Below are 23,319 nucleotides of genomic sequence, written 5' to 3'. Positions count from 1 at the left end.
TTGTGTTCTAAGATCAGCGGAGCATTAGGATTTTTGATGCGGCATCCACCTGCGCAGAGTATTCAAGAAGAGTCTTTGCAACAACTTCAATCTGCTCTTGTGCTTCTTTCCAGTCACGCTGCTCAATCGCTTCACGTACTCCCGGGAGTGTCTTTACGCCATACCCTGTATAGAATCCAGGAGCATAGATGCTGTGCCTATACCATGGTCTCCGTGGAAGGCCGTTGGTGGAAAGTAACTTTTGCTCTGCCTGATACAATAGTTGATTGAGTTTTGTGAGGTTGGTATTGTGCTTGGGATTTGCAGCATAGAGATCAGCAAAATTGGTTGTGCTTTTCTCCAACGTACTCAATGCATTTTGCAGACTGGCAAAACTAATGAATGGAACTGCCTCCTTTGCAACGGGTGCAGAGTATTTTAACATTGGATCTGCCGCTTGAACATATCTTTTCTCCTTGATGATTTGATTTTCAACTTCCGTTGTTTCCCTGACATTGTTGATTAGGTCAGTGACTTCCGTCAAATACTGATTAACAGTTTTGTGAAACCCTATGAAGTCAAACGGTAATACAGTTGCTTCCGAAAAACGCAAAGTGGCTCTGCCTACTGTTTTCGCCAAAGCAATGCCATATTCAAATTTAGGATCACCGAATCTCTTGTAGTGATCATATGAATCATAGATAGAGTGATAAACCCCTGCACCATCTTCTCCTCCAAATCCAATATTCAACGATGGAATCCCAAGGTGCTGAATGAAAGGAGAGAAATCTGAGCCTGAGCCAAGGGCATCAATCGCAACGGTTGATTTTGCCATCATCTCTTTCTTCGACTTTGCAGAGGAAGCTGTGGTAACAAAATAGGAGCGGCTTCTTTCAAGAACGCTGACTCCTGTTTGAGGATCAGTTACTTCGCCGGCAATCTCATTCATCATCTTTTCAAGAGTATGGGAACCCTGCATAAATAAAAATCCCCTTCCATTTCCATCGGTGTTGATATAGGCCACTGCTTTTTGCTGAAGCTCTGTTGCATGATGTTCAACCCACTCTGTAGAACCGATCAATCCTGGCTCTTCTCCATCCCATGCACAATAAACTATAGTACGCTTTGGCTTCCAGCCTGCTTTAACCATTTCGCCAATAGCACGTGCTTCTTCCATCTCTGCTACCATACCACTGATAGGATCATTGGCTCCATTTACCCAACCATCATGATGATTTCCTCTAATAACCCATTCATCCGGGAATTCACTTCCTTTGATTTTCGCAATGACATTCAAGCAATCCACCAGCTTCCAGTCGAATTGAAGCTTGAGATGAACCTTGGCAGGGCCAGGACCAACATGATAAGTAATAGGCAAGCTGCCTCTCCATTTTTCTGGAGCGACAGGACCGGTTAATGCGGCAAGCAATGGCTGCGCATCACCATAAGAGATTGGCATAACCGGAATTTTAATCAGGTTGAGTGCTTCGCTTTGTTTAAGGCGTTTGGCATCAGCCGTTGCACCAATGTTAGGAGTCAACGGGTCACCGGGATAGACAGGCATATCCAACACAGAACCCCGCTGTGCTCCATCACTTGGACGGTAAGCGCCCTTTGGATACACATCACCTTCTGCATAACCATCCTCATGTGGATCGGAATATATAAGGCAACCGATCGCACCATGTTCCTGTGCTACTTTGGGTTTAATACCTCTCCAGGAGCCGCCATATTTAGCTATGACGATCTTTCCTTTCACATCAATTCCAAGACGTTCCAGTTGTTCGTAATCGGCAGGTACTCCATAATTAACAAATACAAGTTCTCCGGTAACATCACCATCAGCAGACCATGCATTGTAAACAGGAAGTTGTTCGCTTGTCTGACCTGAAGTTGCATCCTGCTTTAAAGTTGATTCAGCAATTCTGGCAACAAATTTTGTAGGACTAACCATCTCCAGTATTCTGACTTTGGGGGTGGGGAAGAGAACTTTATAGGTTTCAATTTCTGCCTCCCATCCCCAGCTACGGAACATATCCCGAATGAATTCAGCATTGACTTTTCCATAAGGAGATCCAACATGGTGAGGACGGGCTGCCATCTTTTTCATCCATTGGTCAAGATTGCCAGCGGTAAGATAGCTGTCGAATTTTTGCTCAAGCTTAAGTTCGGTATCGGTTGTTTCCTTTGGAAAACCTGTAATTGCTTTTTGAGCTGAACCCTGATACGCCAGGAACAGAACAAACAAGAGGATGGATAATTTCTTCATGGATTGGATTTTAGGTACCTACAAGATAGCAGAGAGTTGCAGATTAAAGAATACCATTAGTGGAATAGTATTCATCTCATTTTAGAATAGATCAGGACTTCTTTCCAAGAAAGTCTATGCCGTCCCAGTTGAGATAGCAAAGTATATTGGATCCATCATTAAAGAAAACAATCCTGCCACGTTCGCCGATGGTGAATGATGTCTGGGATTGCTGGAGCAAGGGAAACTTCCTGATTCCTTTTCTTTCAAAGATAAGGATACCATTTTCCATTGAGATCGTGATTGATTCATCTTTTGAAATAGAATACTGACCTGAATAGAATTGGAGATCATTATAGACAGGTGACTTAATCGACGCTGCTTTTCGCAATGAATGGATCTCGGCATTGATTCCATTGACCATCGCTTCAATTACCACTTTTCCTTTCTCCTTTGTAGCAAGTGTTGCATCTCCATAGATTCCCGTAGGAGAATACCTTCCATTGGGATTATTGGAATTCAATGTCAATGGTCCTGGTCCATCGTTAACTGGAATATCCTTTGCTGCAAGACTCATATTCACGGTTTCAGGCGCGATGTACAACATCATGGATGTTTCAATCTCGTCAGCATGGGTGCCGGCGCTTTGTTTTTTTATCTTCTTCTCTGCTTCGCCAGCAACATTCAGGATATCTGTATAGGTCATCTGTATTCCCTGCTGTGCCAGAATTTCTTTTGCAATCCTAAGGGGAACAAGAGTGGATACACCTGTATTCAGAATATAGATCTTTTTCGGTCCATGCTCAGAGATTGCACGACATATGTCAACGAGAGTAGAGTAGGCAGTCTCCAGTCTTAAGGATGTAGATCCTGCATATTCAAGAAACGATGGATAATAATGATAATTGATAGTAGGGTAGATGACCACCGATTGATCTTTTGCAATGCGTTTTTTCAGATACTCTGCAATGAGCCAGTCATTTCGCAGTTGAAGATGAGGTCCATGTTCTTTTGATTCAGCACCCAGCGGAATTACAACGATGGTGGTATCGGTCAGCATCTTTCTGGCTTCTGTCCAGGGAAGCATCTCAACGTAGATTGCTTTCTGTGCCGCAAGATTTAAGGATGAAAGCAACAGGATAATGATCAGGGTAGGCTTCATAAATTAATTTGATGAGGGAATATAGAGAATTCAGAGACTACCGTAAAGTGGCTGAGTTTTGTTAAAAGATGTTAATGAATCGTTAAAGGGGAACTTATCCCGCAACTCTGATAATAGATTGACGTTGCAGTTCATTGTACGCTATCTCTATGAAACGTTCCAATCGTAAACTGTTAATCTGGACTGCCATCACTGTTACACTTGCGGCCATACCGTGGATTGCGTTAAGCCTCGGATGGATCTGAGCATCGGGTTCAGAGACTGAATTTTTTTCCTTTTTTAGCAACCTTCATTACTTCCTTTAAGTTATAAGTAGAGGGTCTTACTATTCATCGATTTTGGCCTGAAATTGCCATACAGCCCTTTCTCTCTGACATAGCTGGAACATAGTAAGAACATAGTCGGAACCTAGTAAGAACCTAGTAAGAACATAGTCGGAATCTAGTTGGAACCTAGTTGGAACATAGTTCGAACCTAGTACGGCTCTGATAACTCTCTGAAATGTCTTCCTGGACCATATGGCAAATCCATAGGCTAAGCTCAGCAATCATCTACCGGAAACCGGGACGAAAACTTTACTTCTTAGCTTTCTTTGGGGCTGCTTTCTTAGCTACTACCTTGGCAGGAGATCCGCCGCCAAGAATCTGAGCTGCGTGATTTTTAGTATCTACTTTCTCAATGACCTCTTTAATAACTCCCTTCTCATCAATGATGTAGGTAAAACGTGCAGTGCCCATGTACTTTCGTCCATACATTGATTTTTCAACCCAGGTTTCATACTTCGCGTGAACAGATTTATCAACATCGGCAAGGAGGCTGAAGGGAAGCTTCTCCTTTTCAATAAACTTCCTGTGGGACTTCTCGTTGTCAGAACTGATTCCAAAAACTTCATACCCTGCTTTCTTTAAAGCAGAATAATTATCACGCAGGCTGCAAGATTCAGCCGTGCATCCAGGTGTCATATCTTTTGGGTAGAAGTATAATACGATCTTCTTGCCCTTGAGTCCTGACATTGTAATCTCCTTACCGTCCTGATCAGTAGTTTTAAAGTCAGGTGCTTTGGTGCCAACGCTGAGTGCCATGATGTTAGATTTTTTGTTTAAATATACGCTCGTTGCCTGCACGGTCAACAACTTTCAATTCAAAATCTCCTTTTAATGGTTGTTTCAGATCCAGACGATCAGATTGAAGAATGCCGGTTTTATAATCATAGATCATTAATAACCATTGCCCATTAATGTTTGCTTCATAATAAGAGATGCCGGAAAGTCCGTCACGTATTCTTAGCCTTGCAGATTGATTGTCAATCCTGACTTTGGTAATCACTGGAGGAACAGTATCTCTCAGAAAAACAAACTCACCAAGTTCCCGCGTGCTGAATCTTACTTTACTGCCGGCCCATTCGCCGCCCAGGTAAGAGGCGCTATTGCCTTCACGCCTATACACTGCCAGATCTTTGGATGGAGTCAATTGAAAGTCGGGCTTTAATGTAACCAGTACGTTCTTGTGTAAGGGAATGGTACGTTGCCCGATTACAAATGATTCTTTTTTGTTTTCAGCCCGGTGATTGGTATTAAGATACAATGTATCATAAAGTGAATTTTCAGGAAAGCGAACATCAGCCCAGTCGCTGTAATATGTATAGATCGTAGTAGATGGAACAATGTCCTTAAAATGAAAGACAAGACTTCCACGGCAGGTCTTTACAGAATCGGGTTGACTTTTTCGGAGATCAATAAGATAAACTCTTTGTGTGATGGAGGCATAATTGAAGGGTACTTCCGTCGCCTTGCCATTTGAAAAAATGGTGAGCTTGTCTGAATCGCTGCAAAACGAGGATGATACAATCAATGAGTTTTCAAACAGATCTGATTCTATGCCAATGACCTTCTTTGCAGGAAGAAGCATTTCCGTGTCCATTGGATTGTTCTTAAGCTGGAAACGTGCGTTACTCTTATTGCCCGACTCATCTCTTAATAATATGCGGATGCTTCGGTCAGAATCTTTGACAGTGATAATTCCTTCTCTTGCATTTTTGTAAAAGTCCAGACGATTTCCATCATCAATATAAAGTTTGTTGAATCGTTTTCCCCTGATCTCCATTGTCTTGAAGTCAACAACGGCAAGAATACCGCGCGTCTCCTCGAGATCCACCCGCTCAATGTGTTGGGTAAAGACTTTCTGACTATCGGCAAACATTTCAATGTAATTGATGCCACAGCGTGCTGGTGAATCATCCATGCGATCTTCTGCCAGCAGTTCAACCCCAATGCGTCCGGTAGCGAGGATGGGGATAGGCAATACATATTCACTTGCTGACTTTTTTACCAACGTGAATTCAAATCGTCCAAACTGATCGTTGATGCGTGAATTAATATCCAGTGTGCGAAGGGCAATCTTTTGTGCAGTGGGAGCGATGTTGTCCTTGATCTCTGTAAAACCAAACTTCAATGGATTCAATACATAATTGCCATCCCTGATTTCAAAGTGAAGGTGAGGGCCGGACGATCCGCCGGTGTTTCCTGATAAAGCAATCGTATCACCTCTCTTGACCGGAAACTCTTCAGGACTTAATAAAAGATCAATCTCAAACGTCTTACGTCGATACTGTTCTTCCTTGACATACTTCGCAATCTTTCCCTTATAGCGGTCAAGGTGTCCATAGACAGATGTCTTTCCATCAGGATGAGAGAGGTAGAGCACTCTTCCATAACCTGCTGTACCGACGGATGCTCTTGAAATGTATCCATCCTGAGTGGCAAGAACAGGCACTCCAATCTGATTATCAGTCCTGATATCAATACCACCATGAAAGTGTGTGTTTCGTAATTCACCCATCGTTCCAGCAAGCTGGTTGGGTCGACCGGGATTAATAGGAAAGAGGTAGTTACCTATTCCGGCATTCTTTGGCAGGGATGCATCGGGTTCACTGAATTGAGCTGAGACGGCGTAAGGAAATAATAATAGTAGGATTGCCTTACTTAACCTCGAACTCCAACAGCTTCTCATTTTCAATATATGCTGATAGTTTGTTTCCATGCGTAACAGGGCTCACTCCTTTGGGAGTGCCGGTAAAAATTAAGTCTCCGGTTTTAAGTGTAAAAAATTTTGACAGATACGCTATAATGTAATCGAATGGAAAAAGAAGCAAGCTGGTATTTCCCTGCTGCTTGAGTTGTCCATCCACTTCCAGCTTAAAATTTATATTCTTCAAATCTTTAAACTCAGACACCGGAATAAACTTGTCAGAGATAGGGGCCGACCCATTAAAGCCTTTTGCGATGTCCCAGGGCAATCCCTTCTCTTTCAGCTTAGACTGCAAGTCCCGTGCCGTGAAGTCAATCCCCACACCGATGGCGTCATAATACTTATGGGCAAATTTCTCTTCAATGTTCTTCCCCTCTTTCGAGATCCTCAGCACTAATTCAACTTCATGATGCACATCTTTAGAGAAATCAGGGTAATAGAACGGTGCATTGTTCCTGATAATCGCCGTGTCAGGCTTGGTAAAGATCACAGGTTCATCAGGACGTTCATTATTCAATTCCTGAATGTGCTCAACGTAGTTACGACCGATGGCAAAGATTCTCATAGACTGGCATGATTATTTAAGCAAAGTTATCAACAAAACAGGTTGAAATACACATTTATGGCATTTTTTAACAGTTATTTTAAGAACGTATTTCTACCTTCACACTTTATATCAACTACATGAAAAAATTACTTATCGTTTTTACCGGACTCCTCATTGCATACGGTTGTGCTACTGTACCACTTACTGGTCGCAAGCAGTTGAGTCTTGTATCTAACTCCGAAATAATTCCAATGGCTGCCGAAGAATATAAAGCTGTCATTGCAAAAGGCCCGCTTTCAAACGATGCACAGAAGACCCAGCAGATCAGGACTGTAGGGATGAAGATCCAGAGAGCTGTTGAACAATATATGGCAAATGCCGGTCTCTCAAATGAATTGTCAGGCTTTGACTGGGAGTTCAACCTCATTGAAGATCCCAAGACTGTTAATGCATGGTGCATGCCCGGTGGAAAGGTTGCTTTCTATACAGGCATTCTTCCTATCTGTAAAGATGAAACCGGAATAGCCATTGTCATGGGACACGAAGTTGCCCACGCGATCGCCAATCATGGAAGAGAACGTATGAGCCAGCAGATGGTGTCACAACTTGGTCTGAGTACATTCAGCGCATTGATGGGTTCAAACCCAACAGCAGGAAAGCAACTTTTGATGCAGGCTGTAGGAGCAGGTTCTAATATCGGCATGCTGAAGTTCAGCCGTCAGGATGAATCAGAGGCAGATCACCTGGGTATCATCTTCCTTGCCATGGCAGGATATGATCCAAGTCAGGCACCAGTATTCTGGGAACGCATGAGTGCCAGTGGCGGTGCCGCACCTCCTGAGTTTTTATCTACTCACCCTGCTAATGAAACCCGTATCAAAGACCTGAAAGGTTGGATACCAGAAGCGATGAAATACTATAAGAAGTAATTTTATCGATGTGAGATAACAGAAAGATTATTAAAAGAATTTTCACGTTTGTTAAAACAGTTTGATCTGATCTTACGTTTTAATGACTTCAATAGCCAAAGGCATTGCCGATGGCTTTTTTAGTTTATTATGGTTGAAGCTTACAATTTTTTAGCCTCATGGCAATTGTTTCCTGAAAAGGGAACGTATGAAATTGGATTACGTCCAAAGTCAGGTATCTATAAGATAGCTTTAGGAGATGGGAAGAACCAGCTTGCCATTTCGATGAACTGGGTCACGATCGAAGACCAGGGATTCAATTCAAGCTATGTTGTAGTTCCCAATAACGAGGAGCAGTCCTTTGATAATCCTGAAATCGCAGACACCGTTAAGTGTTCTTTCTCAGAACTTACCAGCTTTCAAACCGATTTCTATCGCGAGCACAGGCTGATACTGGAAGTATTGCATGAGATCACACCGAAAGGTTTATTAAAAGTGATTCAGAAGCATCATCAGGGTGATGGCCAGGTTAAAACCAATACCGAGATCTATCACAAGCAGATGAGTGTGCTTCCATACTCAGCTTCAGTTTCCGGTGCAGTGATCAAGCCTAACGAAGAAGGCATTATCCGCCATCATGCTCTGACAGCGATGGAAGAGCAGACAAACATGCAGTTGACTCAGATCAGGCAACAGATTGAGCTCCTCGCGGTGCAGGCAAGGGAAATCCAGCAACGGAAAGAACTTTCTTTGATCATTTATGATGCGAAACTCAGCTTTAATCCAGTGATCGGTCAGCGTTATTATCTATATGAAAAGGAAGATGGTAATCATCTGGTATCGATGATCGGACCGAAAGAATGGGGATCCAAAATTCCTTACAAGACATTCGTGGCAGGAGTGAGGTTACTGGCGGACCATACCTGGAAGGAAGAAGCCTGATAAATCCAATATTAAAAATGTCGCCTGAATCAGGATACTGGTTCAAGCGACTAAAATCAACACTCAATTTATTTATCTCCAATTAGCATCTGGCTCTTCCCGTCAGTAATGATCACCTTTGCATTGGGAGATGTGACAAGTCCTTTCATTACCTGCACGCTGCTATACCGGATCATCATTTCTGAAAGACTTTCCGAGATCGTACGATTATAGTTCTTGATCGACTCGGCTTCGATCTGCATCCGCTCTGCTTCCTTCTTTTGCTTGTTGATCACAAACTCCATTTGAAGCGACTCTTGTTCAGCTTTTAACTTATTCTCCACTGCCTGAAAAATCTGTTCGGGCATCGTTATGCTTTTCAGCAGCACGGCATCTGTGACAAAGCCCTTATCCCAAATACTGGCAGAAATCTCATCATAAATCTCTTTTTCGATCTTTTTCCGGTCTACAGCAAACAGTTCCTTGGCAAAGTACATCCCCGCGATATGACGGACCACCGCCCGGAAATTACTTTCTACAATAACCTCCTGATAGTTCATACCATATTTGGTATAAACTTCTCTCGCTGCCTCTGGCTTTACATGGTACAGCAAGGCGATCTCCGATTTTACAGTAAGCCCTTCCTTGGTTGGAACGTCCAGCGTATTGAATGCTTCAACGGTTCTTACCGGAATTTTATAAATGATCGTGGTGAATGGATCGAATACATATGGACCCTGAGGAAGATGATCATTCTTGATCTTTCCCAACTTTTGCTTGATGCCGACTTCTCCAGGCCGGATGATCGCACAGGAGGATAACAATGACGCAGCCAATAGGCTGATAAGCCAACGATTTGTTTGCATGACAATTGAGTTTAAGTGAAACTGTCGCGTTTAGAGAAAGGTCGCTCGCGAGTTATTTGAATTCACTTATTTGGATATACTGTAGTGTCGCTCGTCACCGGGGGAGAGAGTATTTATTTTGGTGGCAAATCTTAGAGAATTGGAATGCTTCAGGATGCTAGCCTCTTTTAAGCTCGCTCAGCTTGATCTCGGTCAATCTCCTCTTGGTATCCAGGGAAAAATCTCCGTTCATCATCCAATCATAGTAAGAAGATTCTTCTTTTAAGACAGCCAGGACATTCTTGTTCTTATGTTTTCCGAAATTGAAGACAGGTTCGCCTTTATGATTCATGACCATGCGTCCGGCCAGATCGATCATGGCAGAAGAGGTCAGCTTGTGAAGCTCATCAAGATCATTCTTCATGAAGCCAAGTGAGTTCCCCAAACCATCTGTTACCTCGAGATTTTCATAACGCTCTACTTGCGATAACAATACATCCATGGAGGCACGGGTATCAGCCAGAGCTGTATGAGAATCTTCAAGCGTCTTGTCACAATAGAATTTCAATGCCGCCGCCAGATTTCTCTTTTCCATCAGATGATAGATGCGCTGTGAATCAATGATCCGCTTCCGCGAATAGTCAAAGTCAACGCCTGCGCGTAAGAACTCTTCTACCAGCACAGGCACATCAAACTTCAGAATATTAAAACCGCTTAGATCAGCACCCTCAAAGAACCTTGCGTAATCTTTCGCCAGTTCTTTAAACGAAGGTTTATCTTTCACATCATCATTGCTGATGCCGTGAATGGCAGTTGACTCGGATGGGATGGGAATAGTCGGGTTGACGAGGTTCTTCTTCTCAAGGATCTCCCCATTCGGCATGAGCTTGATCACTGCGATCTCTACGATACGATCCTGTGTGATGTTGATGCCAGTCGTTTCAAGATCGAAGAAGCAAAGTGGTATTTTAAGATTTAATTTCATGCCATTGGAAACGTTAAAGATAATGCATCAAAGCATTAAAATCTTCAAACCAAAATTTGATTAATGAATTGCGCTTTCGAAAGTTGGAATCGCCTGATAAAACATCTCTGAAGTAATGCCGATTTTCTTCAATGCTTCTTTCGCTGCGCTGATGCTTTGCAGATTATGCTTGCCCGTGATCTTGAGAGGAACCCGTTTCTTCTCTGACGTGATCAGATACTCATGACTCCCGTCGTTGTCGCTGACATAGGTCTTGTACGGAACCATCGTTACATCCGGCTGGTTGACTGTGGACAAAACTGCTACGACCGGGTTCAGCTCGAAATAGATCAGAATTCCTCCCTTCGGTGTAGCGGCTCCAAAGAGACCAAACTGACGGGCATATTCTTCCTGGGTAGGGTAGGCATCAGAACGTTGCCACTCGATCCCGCTGATAACTCCAATATGATGATGGTATTTTAAGAACGCAGGCTTGCCATCAATAGCGCGAGTCATAACATCCTGACCTTCAATAACTATGAGGGGAGCAGTTGATAATTTAATAAGGTTGGGTTCCTTAATGGAGGCTCCTCCTGTGAGCACATGATCGAATTTCCTTTTATGAAAATTGAGAACATGAAGGATGATAAGCATGATCGTGGTCTTTCCATGACTGCCTGCCACCACAAGGCGATGCTTGTCCTTTGACAATTCATAGATAAAGTCAGCAAAAGAATAGATGGGCAGCTTGAACTCCTGGGCCTTTTTCAACTCTGGATTATCTGCGCTAACCGATGTCCCTATAATAATAGAGTCCATGCCTGGCTGTATCAATTCAGGAGACCAGCCTATTTTCTGAGGCACGAGGTTGTTAGTCAATAACTTAGCCTTGATGCCTGTATTGATCTCTTCATCTGAGCCAGTAATGTCATGTCCGTTCAGCTTGAGGGCGATGGCAAGTTCTGCCATGCTGCTTTCGCCAACGGCGATGAAATGTATTTTCTTTAATTTCTCCAATGAGTTTGGATTTTTTCGCGGCTTGAAGTAAAGTAAAATGTTTCTCCTTTAAAAGTGTTCAGTGTTAGGAGTTTACGAGTTAATATTTTCTTAATCATTCTTTTAATAGCCAAAACTTCAAATTATTTCCCAAAATCCTACGTTGATTGTGTGTAGATTGTTTAGAAGTTGTGGAAAGTGAAAGATACGGAACGTTTTTAATCTTTAGGTTTGTCTCCCTTTTACGAATCACGTACAACAACCACGAAGTATGGAGCAACGGTCAACGTCATTGAGGTCAGGCAGCACTAAAACTACCAAGTTACTTCCCCGGGATATCTCGGAGAATCTGGGTAAGCTGCCGCCTCAGGCGCTTGATCTTGAAGAGGCAGTGCTGGGTGCTTTGATGCTGGAAAAGAACGCTTTAACAGCTGTCATTGAGTTCTTGCGCCCTGAGCATTTTTACACAGAACAACACAAAGAGATTTATACTGCTATCGTCGACCTGTTCAAAACATCGGAACCTGTCGACATGAGAACGGTAGTAGCGCAGCTTCGCAAAAATGGCAAGCTCGAAATAGTAGGGGGCGCCTACTTTATTGCTGAGCTTACATCCAAGGTCAGCTCCGCCGCCAACATTGAATATCACGCCCGCTATATTATTGAAATGGCGATCAAACGTGAGCTGATCCAGATCTCATCACAGATTCAGCAGGATGCTTACGAAGATACTACCGACGTATTCGACCTTCTTGATAAAACGGAACAATCCGTCTTTGCTATTTCTGATTCCAACCTTCGAAAGAACTATGACACCATGAAGTCATTGATGTCGAGGGCGGTACAAGAACTTCAGGAAAGAAAAAATCATAAGGACGGCCTGACAGGAGTTCCAACCGGTTTCACAAAGCTTGACCGACTATTGAGCGGCTGGCAGAAATCTGATCTTGTGATCATCGCCGCACGACCTGGTATGGGTAAGACAGCATTTGTAGTTTCTGCATTGCGCAATGCGGCCGTGGATTTCAATTTCCCTGTAGCATTGTTCTCTCTTGAAATGGCATCCCTTCAGCTGGTCAATCGTCTCATATCTGCAGAAGCAGAATTGGAGTCAGAAAAGATCAAGCGTGGAAATCTCGCAGACTTTGAATGGCAGCAATTGGTTCATAAGACCAACCGCCTGTCAGCAGCGCCTATATTCATTGATGATACACCAGCATTATCTATTCTTGAGCTTCGTGCTAAATGCCGTCGTCTGAAGGCAGAGCATAATGTTCAGTTGATCGTTATTGATTACCTCCAGTTGATGAAAGGTGAAAGCCAGGGTAATCGTGAACAGGAGATTGCATCGATTTCGCGTGCGCTCAAGGGTATTGCCAAAGAACTTGAAGTTCCGGTGCTGGCACTTTCACAGTTGAGTCGCGGTGTGGAAACCCGTGGTGGAGATAAACGCCCTCAGTTGTCCGACTTACGTGAATCAGGATCTATCGAGCAGGATGCAGACATTGTTATGTTCCTGTATCGTCCGGAGTATTATAAAATTACAGTGGATGAAGAGGGTATGCCTACTCAGGGGATGGCCGAAGTAATTGTTGCCAAGCATAGAAACGGTGGGTTGGATACTGTCAAATTGAAGTTCATAGGTAAGTACACTAAGTTCGCGGATTTCGATGGTCCTTCTTCCGGTGAAAGTTCCTTTGGCAGCGTTACCCGTGAAAGCAGGCTTAACTCTTTCCGCGATGATGTTCCACCTCCGCCAAGAGGTGATGAGGAAATGCCTTTTTAAATCAATCAAAGTTTGAAAGCAGTTTTAATATTTAGTTTACTGCTTATTGTCAGTGTCGCACATTCCCAGACGGGAAAGGGCAGTTATTATCTTAAAAAATCCAAAGATTTTCTTGAGCAAAAGAAGCTGAAACAGGCAGAGCAATATGCTGATTCTCTTCTCCTGAATGCTCTGCAATCCCATCGTCTGGATAGTGCCATGATGGCGTATCTATGGCTCTCCTCGGTCAATGAAGCACGGGAAGATTATGAAAGTCAGCTTCATAATTTCAAGATGGTACTCGTCTATCGCGATTCAATTGAATCCATCAAAAAAGAAAATGACCTGGAAGAGACTCGTCTTTTATTTGCTTCTGAAAAAGAGTCGCATAACAAGCAATTGAACTTCCTCAGAGATGAAATCAAAAATCTCTATATCTCTGCCAATGAAACATACATCAATACAGTAATCATTTTTGTTGCCTTGTTACTACTGATAGGAGTGGCAACGATATATTTATTAAGAAAGAAGAACCAGGCACAGCGGCAGGTGAGGGAAGCAAATCTCGAGTTGAAGGTCATGCATTCTTTCAGGGAACGACTAGCAGGAGTGATGACTTCAACACTAAAGAACTCTCTTACCTCCTTTGAAAACCTTACGCAAAGCATGGCAGCACAGATTCCCAGGCTAAGCAAGGAAGATAGTGTTCAGTTCTTACGGAATCTCAACGCCACTGCAGCAGATCTTAAGGTAGATATCAGCAATGTAGTGGAGTGGACTAATCATCAGGCCGATGCAAAGTCCTTTCATCCGGAAGTGCTGGAATGCAGGGCGCTGGCACAAAATGCAATTGACCGCTTCCAGACTGCCTTGACCAGCAAGAACATTTCCGCCGAGCTCTTTATGCCTGAAGGTCAACGGGTGTATGCCGATCAGAAAATGATGGACATTGTTCTTGATAATCTGATAAGTAATGCCATTCACTTCACACCTCCCGGTGGAACGATCACATTTTTCTCAGGCCGCAAGGACGGTTTGGTAACAATGGGCCTGAGAGATACAGGCGTTGGAATTTCTCCTGAGAATCTCGCCGGTCTTTTTAACGAAAATCCATCCTCCAACAGCAAAAAGCAGAAGGATAAAAATGGTTTTGGATTAATGTTAACAAGAGGTCTTATCGAGCGAAATGGGGGACAGTTTTACGCTGAAAGCGAGCTGGACAAAGGAAGTAACTTCTACTTTTCTCTTCCTGAAAATAAGTTCTGACAAATCTTTCTGTTCTCAGGTGATTATATTTTAGATTGGAATAAAATTTCATAAGCATATGAAAGCATTGATGCTGGTAGGTCCCGGTCAGATTGAATGGAAAGAAATTGATAAGCCTGTTGCTGCTCCCGGCAAAGCTGTGGTCAAGATGAAAGGTATTGCCCTTAATCGCCGTGATGAATGGATCAAGCAAGGTCAATATCCAAACATCCGATATGGTGGGATATTGGGATCTGATGGTGCCGGTATTGTTGAATCTGTTGGTGATGAAAAGGATAAGGAAATGATTGGTAAGGAAGTGGTGATCAATCCAAACATTGACTGGGGTCCTGATCCGGATGTTCAATCAAAGAAGTATTCAATTCTGGGAATGCCTGTAAGCGGAACATTTGCAGAATACTGCATGGTGGATATCGATAGACTGCAGCCCATTCCATTTCACTTGGATTTCCTTCAGGCAGCAGCATTGCCGTTGGGTGGACTGACTGCCTTTCGTGCACTGTTCCGTCAGGGAAGCTTACGCGCCGATCAGAATATTCTGATCTCAGGTTTTGGTGGTGGCGTAGCACAGTTTGCATTTCTATTTGCAAGAGCCGCTGGCGCAAATGTCTACGTAACTTCTGGAAGTGATGAAAAAATTGCGCGTGCCATTAAAATGGGAGCGAAGGGTGCTTACAATTATAAGAAGGAAGCCAACTACAGTGAGCTTTGGAAAACAAAGGGTGGCTTCGATCTGATCATCGATAGTGCCGGTGGTGATCAGGTGAATAATTACATCAAGATATTGAAACCAGGCGGCAAGATAGTTTTCTATGGTGCCACCAACGGTCTTCCATCCAAAATAGATTTCTACAGAATGTTCTGGAACCAGCTAACGCTTCAGGGAACAACGATGGGAAATGACAATGAGTTTATAGAGATGCTGGCGTTTATCAGCAAGCATCAGATTCGTCCGATGGTGGATTCAATACGTCCGTTTGCTAAACTAGCGGAATCATTCTCTGATATTACGCATCCACATAAAGTAGGAAAGATTGTGTTTCAGCTTTGAGGCTTAAGCAGGAGCATATCACACTTTTATAACTCGTCCTTCCAGTCATTGTACAAAGCCTGTATTTCCCTTAGCGTCTTTGCTTCATTGGCCGCTCTTGCCCGGGCGATACCTGATTCAAATATTCGTATTGCCCCATTGGTATCTTTCCGGTCTACCATTAATTGTGCATAGGGATAGTACGTCGGCAGGTAGTCAGGGTGTGAAAGTGTCAATGACTCAAACAATCTACCAGCTTCGGATGGGTCGGTTTTCAGATACTCCAGCGCCAGAGCGTAGAAGTTGAACGGGTCGCCAGGCTCCTCCTTTGCGAATTGTTTAAGTTGTTCCAGTCGGTCCATTATAAAAGATTCAAATTCGATTCAAAGTATAAACTAATCAACAAATCAATGGTTTTATTATCTTGCCAGAACTATTATAAAGCCTGAATTAACTGATTGATTATGAAGATTTTAGTATGTATCTCTCACGTACCTGACACGACTTCCAAGATTAACTTTATTGATAATAATACCAGGTTTGATACCACCGGCGTGCAATTTATCATCGGACCTTACGATGACTATGCCCTCGCCAGAGCCATCGAATTGAAAGAAACTTCCGGTGCAACAGTCACCGTCCTGAACGTGGGCACAGCCGACACAGAGCCGACCATCCGAAAGGCATTGGCAATTGGTGCCGATGATGCAATTCGAGTAAATGCTGATCCGACTGATTCATATTTTGTAGCATCTCAGATCGCCGAGCATGCCAAAGGTTTTGATCTTGTCCTGATGGGACGTGAGTCAATCGACTTTAACGGTGGTGTGGTTCACGCTATGGTAGGAGAGATGTTAGGTATTCCTGCGATATCTCCGGTGATGAAGCTTGATATTGAAGGAACCACTGTGAAGATGACGAAAGAAATTGAAGGTGGTAAGGAAATGGTGGAAGCCAGCTTGCCGTTGGTAGCTGGTTGCCAGGAGCCAATTGCAGAATGGAAAATTCCAAACATGCGCGGTATCATGAGTGCCCGCACTAAACCTTTGAAGGTTGTAGAACCGAAAGCTGTTGACAAACTGATCGTCGCGCAGAAATTTGAATTACCTGCGCCGAAGGGAGCAGTAAAGATGATCTCTCCTGATAACGTTGCGGAATTGGTTACGAGATTGAAGACAGAAGCAAAAGTTCTTTGAGAGTATTAAGTGCGGAAAAGATTTTAACGAATTTAAATTTATAAGATGACAACATTAGTATTTGTAGAAGCATCAGAAGGAAAAATAAAGAAGACATCTCTGGAAGCCATCTCCTATGCCCATGCAATGGGAGGTTCTGTAGTGGCAATAGCTCTTGGCACTGTGGACAAAGCAGAGCTTGAAAGTATTGGAAAGTATGGAGCAACCAAAGTCCTTCATGCAGCAGATGCTAAGCTTGACCATCCTGTTATTCAGGTATATTCATCAGTATTGATTCAGGCGATGCAGCAGGAAAATGCTGACAATCTTATATTGGCAAACTCATCTCTTGGAACTCCCGTAGCTGCCAAGGTTGCTGTGAAGACAGGTGCAGCATTTGCATCGAATGTTGTTGAACTTCCAAATACAGCTTCAGGATTCGTGGTGAAGAGAAGCATCTATACAGGAAAGGCATTTTCATTTGTTGAAATGAAAACAGCAAAGAAAGTTATCGCCATTCGCAAGAATGCAGCAGAGATGAAAGAGACCGGTGGATCAGCAGCCATCACTGCTTTTACTCCAACCCTGAATGATGCCGACTTCAACACAAAAATCCTTTCTACAGAAAAGGCAACCGGAGAGATCTCATTACCGGAAGCAAACATTGTGGTCTCCGGTGGTCGCGGACTGAAAGGTCCTGAGCATTGGGGAATTCTTGAAGAGCTTGCCAAAACCCTTCACGCAGCAACCGGATGCAGCAAGCCTGTATCTGACATGGGATGGCGTCCGCACCATGAACACGTAGGGCAAACAGGTGTAAAAGTTGCACCCCAACTATATATCGCTATTGGAATTTCCGGAGCCATTCAGCACCTCGCCGGCGTCAATTCTTCAAAATGCATTGTAGTCATTAATAAAGACGCTGATGCACCCTTTTTTAAAGCAGCCGATTACGGAATCATTGGCGACGCTTTTGAAGTAGTGCCAAAGCTGACCGCCGCCATTCAAGCCGCTAAATAATATCTTTATTTTGCCGCTTGCGTGTGGCAATTTTTAATATCTTAATTGCTTTAAAAGGAAAGTGACGTTGAAAAAAATCAAACTAGAGATACTCGGATTATCCTCCAGCCAATCACAGGCAGGTTCTTTCGCCCTGGTGCTGGGAGAAGCTGACGGAAACCGCAGACTTCCAATTATAATCGGGATGTTCGAGGCTCAGGCCATCGCCATAGAAATCGAAAAGATCGTTCCCAATCGTCCCATGACACACGATCTCTTTAAATCATTTGCCAATTCATTCAATTTTCATGTCGATGAGATCATCATCTCTGACCTGAAAGAAGGAGTTTTCTTTGCCAAGATCGTATGCACCGATGGTCTGAAGAAATCAGAAGTCGATGCGCGTCCTTCGGATGCTATTGCTGTAGGACTTCGTTTCGATGCACCGATCTTTACTTTTGAAAACATTCTTGCAGAAGCCGGTATCGTATTGACCGACGAGGAAGAGGAGGAAGAAAAGGCAGAGCCAAAAGCTGAGAAAAAGGTCAAGGTTAAAAAAGAGAATACCAAGAAGAGTGACGATTACAAAAGCTTCGCCGTTGACAAGCTCAATGAATTGCTGAAGGAAGCCATTGAAAAAGAAGACTACGAGAAAGCTGCAAAGATCCGTGACGAGCTGGGCAAGCGCAACTAGCCGTTGATCATTTAAATCCTAATTTAACTTCTCCTCATGAACATCAAGTCCCGCCTCATCCTGATGAATTTTTTGGAATTCTTCATCTGGGGTTCGTGGTTGATCTCTCTTGGTGGTTACATGATCGTCACACTGAAATTTACAGGTGGACAGGTAGGAACGATCTATGCGACAATGGGAGTGGCCTCACTCTTCATGCCCGCATTGCTGGGAATTGTCGCTGACCGCTGGATCAATGCCGAGCGCGTCCTCGGAATGTGCCATATCATCAATGGTGTTCTTCTCTTCATTGCATCAACCGTGACTGATTACAGCACCATGTACATCATCATGTTGCTGAATTCAATGTTCTATATGCCCACCATCGCATTGAACAATGCAGTTTCATACCGTGTGCTTGAAAAGTATAATCTTGACCTTGTGAAAATATTTCCTCCCATCCGCATGTGGGGAACCGTTGGATTCGTAGTAGCCATGTGGGTAGTTGACCTTGCTCACTGGACATTAAGTCCAATGCAGTTGTATGTAAGTGCCGCTGCCGCGATCCTGTTGGGATTGTATTCGTTCACAATGCCTGCCTGTTTGCCTGCGGTTAAGAAAGTAAATCCAACACTGATGCAGTCACTGGGGTTGGATGCCCTTGTTCTTTTCAAAAGAAAGAAGATGGCAATATTCTTTGTGTTCGCTATGTTGCTGGGAGCGTCTCTGCAGATCACCAATACCTTTGGTGAAGCGTTCCTTCATGATTTCGGATCAACCTATCCTGACTCTTTTGCTGTGAAGTATCCTGGCATTATGATGTCGATCTCGCAGATATCAGAAACACTTTTCATTCTTACCATACCTTTCTTCCTGATCCGTTTTGGTATTCAGAAGGTAATGATCCTCAGCATTTTTGCCTGGGTGCTGCGCTTTGGATTATTTGGAATTGGAAATCCTGGAGATGGCGTTGTGTTCTTAATTGCTTCCATGATCATCTACGGTCTTGCATTTGATTTCTTTAATATCTCCGGATCACTCTTTGTGAAACAGGAGGCTGATAATAACATGGTTGCAAGTGCACAGGGAATCTTCATGCTCATGACCAACGGTGTGGGTGCATTCCTGGGAGGAACTTTAAGCGGAATGGTAGTCGATCATTTTACAAATGGTGGAGTAAAAGACTGGCAAAGCATCTGGTTTACATTTGCAGCTTACTCACTGGTACTCGGAGTCGCGTTTCCAATATTCTTCAGGTATAAACACGATCCCAAAGCTGTCGTATCAGTTCATCACTAGAGATCGGATCAAATCTATTCTCAACATTAAAGCGGTTCACATCGAATCTTCCTCTTTCACTGTGCAGATCTGATTTTTTGTGTCAGTTTTCTCCCCTAAACAATCGCCATTTCCCCCTTTGCACTCCCTTTCCCATAACCTATCTTGTAGCTTGTTTTTAACTATGCGGCGCACCATCACTCCTCTATTGTTAGCCTGTCTTACCCTGTGGAACTGCGCTGCTCCCAAAGAAAAAATACCCCCTGTACCCACCATGGCAACCACCGGAAACAAGATCGTAATCTACCAGATGATGACACGCCTTTTCGGGAATGTCACCACGCTTAATAAGCCTTACGGAACCATCGAGGAAAATGGTGTTGGGAAGTTTGAAGATATTGACAATAAGGCACTTATGGGTATCAAGGAGCTGGGCGTTTCCCATGTCTGGTACACTGGTGTCATCGAGCATGCTTTGCTGACCGATTACTCCAAATTCGGCATTCCTCTGGATGACGCTGATGTGGTCAAAGGCCGCGCCGGATCTCCCTATTCCATCAAAGACTATTACGACGTCAACCCGGACCTGGCTGTGGATGTAAAAAACCGTATGCTGGAATTCGAACGCCTCGTCAAGCGCACCCACGATCAGGACCTGAAAGTGATTATCGACTTTGTGCCCAATCACGTGGCAAGGAAATATCATTCTGATGTTAAACCCGAAGGTGTAAAAGACCTTGGCGAAACAGATGATAAGTCAAAAGCTTTTGATGCCCAGAATAACTTCTACTATTTACCCGGCCAGGCTTTCCAGGTCCCTAAAGATTATAACTCATTGGGCACCTATACTTTTCCCAACAAGGATGGAAAGTTTGATGAAGTTCCCGCAAAGGCAACGGGCGATGATCAATTCACAGCAACACCGGGAATCAACAACTGGTTTGAAGCTGCAAAGCTCAACTATGGTGTCGATTACATGAATAATCGCTCAGGTCATTTTGATCCGGTCCCCAATACATGGATCAAGATGCGTGATATTCTTGTCTACTGGACAGCGAAGAAAGTGGATGGCTTCCGTTGCGATATGGCTGAAATGGTGCCGGTAGATTTCTGGCATTGGGTTATCCCGCAGGTCAAAGCTGTCAATCCCGAAATCATATTTATTGCAGAGATCTATAATCCTCAGCAGTACAGAAGCTACATCGATCACGGCCGGTTTGATTTCCTGTATGACAAGGTTCAGCTATATGACACGCTACGTTTGCTGATCAACAAGCAGGCAAGCACATTCTGGATTCATGACATCCAGCGTTCCATGGCGGGCATCAACCACAACATGGTGCATTTTCTGGAGAATCATGATGAGCAACGCATCGCTTCATCAGCTTTCAATGGCGATCCATGGAAAGCATTGCCGGGAATGGTTGTCAGCGCAACGATTGATAAAGGTCCCGTGATGATTTACTTCGGTCAGGAGGTGGGAGAGCCCGGTTCCGGTGCTGAAGGTTTTGGTGGTGAAGATGGCCGCACAACAGTCTTTGATTACTGGGGTGTGCCGGAACATCAGAAGTGGGTGAATGGAAAGAAGTATGACGGTGGATTACTGAGCGATGAGCAAAAAGCATTGCGTCAGTTTTATGGGGATATTCTTACGCTTTCAAAAAATAATCCTGCAATATCACAAGGCGACTATCATGATCTCACACAACATAATGTTGGCATTAAGAATTTTTCCGATCGCATTATTTCATTTGCCAGGGTGAATGGTGAGGAACGCCTCATTGTGCTGGCAAGCTTTAATGATAAGCCTGAGCATGTGAAGATTCAATTGACTCAGGATGTGATCAAAGTATTCAATCTGAAATCATCTGAACAAGTGCTGGGTCGTGACCTGTTGAGAAGCGGTGCTGACATTGGTTTTTCAGTTGACTATACTTTTGAGCTTGATATTCCTGCGTACCATTCATTTGTTTTTAAAATAAAGTAATCAAATGAGAAGGCTGATCATTATGCTATCTTTTCTAACAACACTTTTTTCATGTAGAAATAATCCAAAGGAGCTTTGGCCTCATGGAGTGAACTATGAGGTATTCGTTCTTTCTTTTGCCGATGGTAATGGCGATGGAAAAGGAGACCTCATTGGATTAACACAAAGACTGGATCACCTGCAGGATCTTGGAGTAGGAGGAGTGTGGCTTATGCCCATCATGCCTTCGCCATCCTATCATAAGTATGATGTTACCGATTACAAAGGCATCCATCCTGATTATGGCACCAGCGAAGACTTTAAAAAATTCGTGGAAGAGGCACACAAGAGAAATATTCAGGTGATCATCGACCTTATCCTGAATCATACCGGTTCTGAACATCCCTGGTTCAGGGAAGCCATCAAAGGAAAAGACAACCCTTATCGTGATTATTATGTATGGGCGGATAAGGATTCTGTTGAATCAGAAATTGCCAAGAAGGAGATATCACTGGATTCCGACAACATTACCCAATGGCATGCTGTGAACGGAGATACATTATCAGAACACTACTATGGATTTTTCTATGGCGGTATGCCTGATCTTAACTTCGATAATCCAAAGGTTAAGGATGAGTTTATTGAGATCGGTAAATTCTGGCTAACAGAAATGAAAGTTGATGGCTTCCGTCTCGATGCTGCCAAACACATTTTCCCAACGGAACGGGCTACCGATAATCATGCGTTCTGGATCTGGTTCCGTTCTGAAATGGAAAAGATCAATCCGGATGTGTATCTGGTCGGAGAGGTGTGGTCGCCGGCAGAGGAAGTAGCTCCTTATCTCAAGGGACTTCCCGCCTTGTTCAATTTTGATATGGGATATTCCATTACTTCCGTTGTAAAGAAAGGAAAAGACGATGCTCATCTTGTTGAGCAGTACAAAAAGATCAATGACTATTATAAATCCGTTACTCCCAATTACATCGATGCTACTTTCCTGAAGAACCACGACCAGAACAGGATACTTTCTGAACTGGATGACAATGAAGACAAGATGAGGGTGGCGGCTTCTATATTATTCACACTTCCAGGAACTCCTTATGTATATTATGGGGAGGAGATCGGTATGAAAGGCATGAAGCCTGATGAATACATCCGTGAGCCTTTTCTCTGGGATGAGGGGAAGAAGGATCCGCTTCAAACTACCTGGGAGATACCAAAGTATTCTACAGATCAGACTGTCGTTCCTCTCAGCAAGCAAAAGAAGGACTCAAAGTCTCTCTATAATTTTTACAAGAAGTGGATTGCGTATCGCAATGAGAATGAAGTGATGACGCTCGGGGAATTATCAACCACTCCTTTGTCTATCGTTGAGGTCGTAACAATGGTACGTACATTAGGTGAAGTTAAAAGAATGGCGCTTCATAATCTTTCAGATGTGGAAGTAACAGTATCTCTCGATCAGGTTTCTGACTTTAAGAAAATTGATTTCACTACCAATAAAGACGCGGCTTTGAAAAAAGATAAGCTCAGGCTGCCGGCATACAGTTCTGTGGTTCTTAAAAATTGA

The 23,319-nt window shown here is 43.5% G+C and carries 20 protein-coding genes; 11 read left to right on the top strand and 9 right to left on the bottom strand.

The annotated features are described in order from the left end of the window. Positions 1-13: 13 nt before the first annotated feature. The 5 genes from HOP08_16205 to HOP08_16185 form a co-directional block, all read right to left on the bottom strand. On the bottom strand, positions 14-2,248 hold the full coding sequence (locus tag HOP08_16205) for a M28 family peptidase (protein NOT76471.1): 2,235 nt from the start codon (positions 2,246-2,248) through the stop codon (positions 14-16). 91 nt (positions 2,249-2,339) lie between these two features. Beyond that, positions 2,340-3,389: a creatininase family protein gene (locus HOP08_16200; GenBank protein ID NOT76470.1), complete on the bottom strand. Its 1,050-nt coding sequence runs from the start codon at positions 3,387-3,389 to the stop codon at positions 2,340-2,342. Between the two features lie 575 nt (positions 3,390-3,964). Beyond that, the gene (gene bcp, locus HOP08_16195; GenBank protein NOT76469.1) at positions 3,965-4,471 is read right to left on the bottom strand and encodes a thioredoxin-dependent thiol peroxidase; all 507 of its coding nucleotides are present in this window, start codon (positions 4,469-4,471) and stop codon (positions 3,965-3,967) included. Between the two features lie 4 nt (positions 4,472-4,475). After that, a complete protein-coding gene (locus HOP08_16190) occupies positions 4,476-6,428 on the bottom strand; it encodes a M23 family metallopeptidase (protein NOT76468.1) in 1,953 nt (650 codons plus the stop codon). Next, positions 6,367-6,981, bottom strand: coding sequence for a fumarylacetoacetate hydrolase family protein (locus tag HOP08_16185; GenBank protein ID NOT76467.1), 615 nt, complete (start codon positions 6,979-6,981; stop codon positions 6,367-6,369). Before HOP08_16185 ends, HOP08_16190 begins: the two co-directional genes overlap by 62 nt. 119 nt (positions 6,982-7,100) lie before the next feature. Between HOP08_16185 and HOP08_16180 the strand changes: the two genes are divergently transcribed. Continuing rightward, positions 7,101-7,892, top strand: a complete 792-nt coding sequence (locus HOP08_16180; GenBank protein ID NOT76466.1) for a M48 family metallopeptidase — start codon at positions 7,101-7,103, stop codon at positions 7,890-7,892. Between the two features lie 540 nt (positions 7,893-8,432). Continuing rightward, the gene (locus tag HOP08_16175; GenBank protein ID NOT76465.1) at positions 8,433-8,813 is read left to right on the top strand and encodes a DUF2452 domain-containing protein; all 381 of its coding nucleotides are present in this window, start codon (positions 8,433-8,435) and stop codon (positions 8,811-8,813) included. A gap of 68 nt (positions 8,814-8,881) precedes the next feature. Here the strand turns inward: HOP08_16175 and HOP08_16170 are convergent, their stop codons facing one another. The 3 genes from HOP08_16170 to HOP08_16160 all read right to left on the bottom strand — a co-directional run bounded on the left by HOP08_16170 (position 8,882) and on the right by HOP08_16160 (position 11,618). Continuing rightward, the gene (locus HOP08_16170) at positions 8,882-9,658 is read right to left on the bottom strand and encodes a prohibitin family protein (protein ID NOT76464.1); all 777 of its coding nucleotides are present in this window, start codon (positions 9,656-9,658) and stop codon (positions 8,882-8,884) included. A gap of 157 nt (positions 9,659-9,815) precedes the next feature. Further along, a complete protein-coding gene (locus tag HOP08_16165) occupies positions 9,816-10,622 on the bottom strand; it encodes a 3'-5' exonuclease (protein ID NOT76463.1) in 807 nt (268 codons plus the stop codon). Between the two features lie 60 nt (positions 10,623-10,682). Further along, positions 10,683-11,618 carry a hypothetical protein gene (locus HOP08_16160; GenBank protein NOT76462.1) on the bottom strand — a complete coding sequence of 312 codons (936 nt, stop codon included), beginning with the start codon at positions 11,616-11,618 and terminating at the stop codon, positions 10,683-10,685. 250 nt (positions 11,619-11,868) lie between these two features. Between HOP08_16160 and dnaB the strand changes: the two genes are divergently transcribed. The 3 genes from dnaB to HOP08_16145 are packed head-to-tail and all read left to right on the top strand — an operon-like array spanning position 11,869 to position 15,679. Next, a complete protein-coding gene (gene dnaB, locus HOP08_16155; protein NOT76461.1) occupies positions 11,869-13,383 on the top strand; it encodes a replicative DNA helicase in 1,515 nt (504 codons plus the stop codon). 12 nt (positions 13,384-13,395) lie between these two features. Further along, positions 13,396-14,628, top strand: a complete 1,233-nt coding sequence (locus HOP08_16150) for a HAMP domain-containing histidine kinase (protein ID NOT76460.1) — start codon at positions 13,396-13,398, stop codon at positions 14,626-14,628. 58 nt (positions 14,629-14,686) lie between these two features. Continuing rightward, positions 14,687-15,679, top strand: coding sequence for a zinc-binding dehydrogenase (locus tag HOP08_16145; protein NOT76459.1), 993 nt, complete (start codon positions 14,687-14,689; stop codon positions 15,677-15,679). Between the two features lie 26 nt (positions 15,680-15,705). Here HOP08_16145 and HOP08_16140 read toward each other — a convergent pair whose 3' ends face one another. Next, positions 15,706-16,020 carry a tetratricopeptide repeat protein gene (locus tag HOP08_16140; protein NOT76458.1) on the bottom strand — a complete coding sequence of 105 codons (315 nt, stop codon included), beginning with the start codon at positions 16,018-16,020 and terminating at the stop codon, positions 15,706-15,708. Positions 16,021-16,122: 102 nt separating this feature from the next. Here HOP08_16140 and HOP08_16135 point away from each other — a divergent pair, with 102 nt between their 5' ends. The 6 genes from HOP08_16135 (at position 16,123) to HOP08_16110 (ending at position 23,319) form a co-directional block, all read left to right on the top strand. Beyond that, positions 16,123-16,854 carry an electron transfer flavoprotein subunit beta/FixA family protein gene (locus HOP08_16135; protein ID NOT76457.1) on the top strand — a complete coding sequence of 244 codons (732 nt, stop codon included), beginning with the start codon at positions 16,123-16,125 and terminating at the stop codon, positions 16,852-16,854. A gap of 45 nt (positions 16,855-16,899) precedes the next feature. After that, positions 16,900-17,853 (top strand): electron transfer flavoprotein subunit alpha/FixB family protein, encoded by a 954-nt coding sequence (locus HOP08_16130; GenBank protein ID NOT76456.1) that lies wholly within the window; start codon positions 16,900-16,902, stop codon positions 17,851-17,853. Positions 17,854-17,920: 67 nt separating this feature from the next. Beyond that, complete coding sequence (locus HOP08_16125; GenBank protein NOT76455.1) at positions 17,921-18,526, top strand: bifunctional nuclease family protein; 606 nt, start codon at positions 17,921-17,923, stop codon at positions 18,524-18,526. Positions 18,527-18,562: 36 nt separating this feature from the next. After that, positions 18,563-19,804 carry a nucleoside permease gene (locus HOP08_16120; GenBank protein ID NOT76454.1) on the top strand — a complete coding sequence of 414 codons (1,242 nt, stop codon included), beginning with the start codon at positions 18,563-18,565 and terminating at the stop codon, positions 19,802-19,804. 253 nt (positions 19,805-20,057) lie between these two features. Next, a complete protein-coding gene (locus HOP08_16115; GenBank protein ID NOT76453.1) occupies positions 20,058-21,770 on the top strand; it encodes an alpha-amylase in 1,713 nt (570 codons plus the stop codon). Between the two features lie 4 nt (positions 21,771-21,774). Beyond that, a complete protein-coding gene (locus HOP08_16110) occupies positions 21,775-23,319 on the top strand; it encodes an alpha-amylase (GenBank protein NOT76452.1) in 1,545 nt (514 codons plus the stop codon).

This window comes from Cyclobacteriaceae bacterium (assembly GCA_013141055.1).
Classification (GTDB): Bacteria; Bacteroidota; Bacteroidia; order Cytophagales; family Cyclobacteriaceae; genus ELB16-189.
The sequence above is the reverse complement of the archived record's forward strand: the minus strand, read 5'-3'. Positions and strand labels throughout refer to the sequence as shown.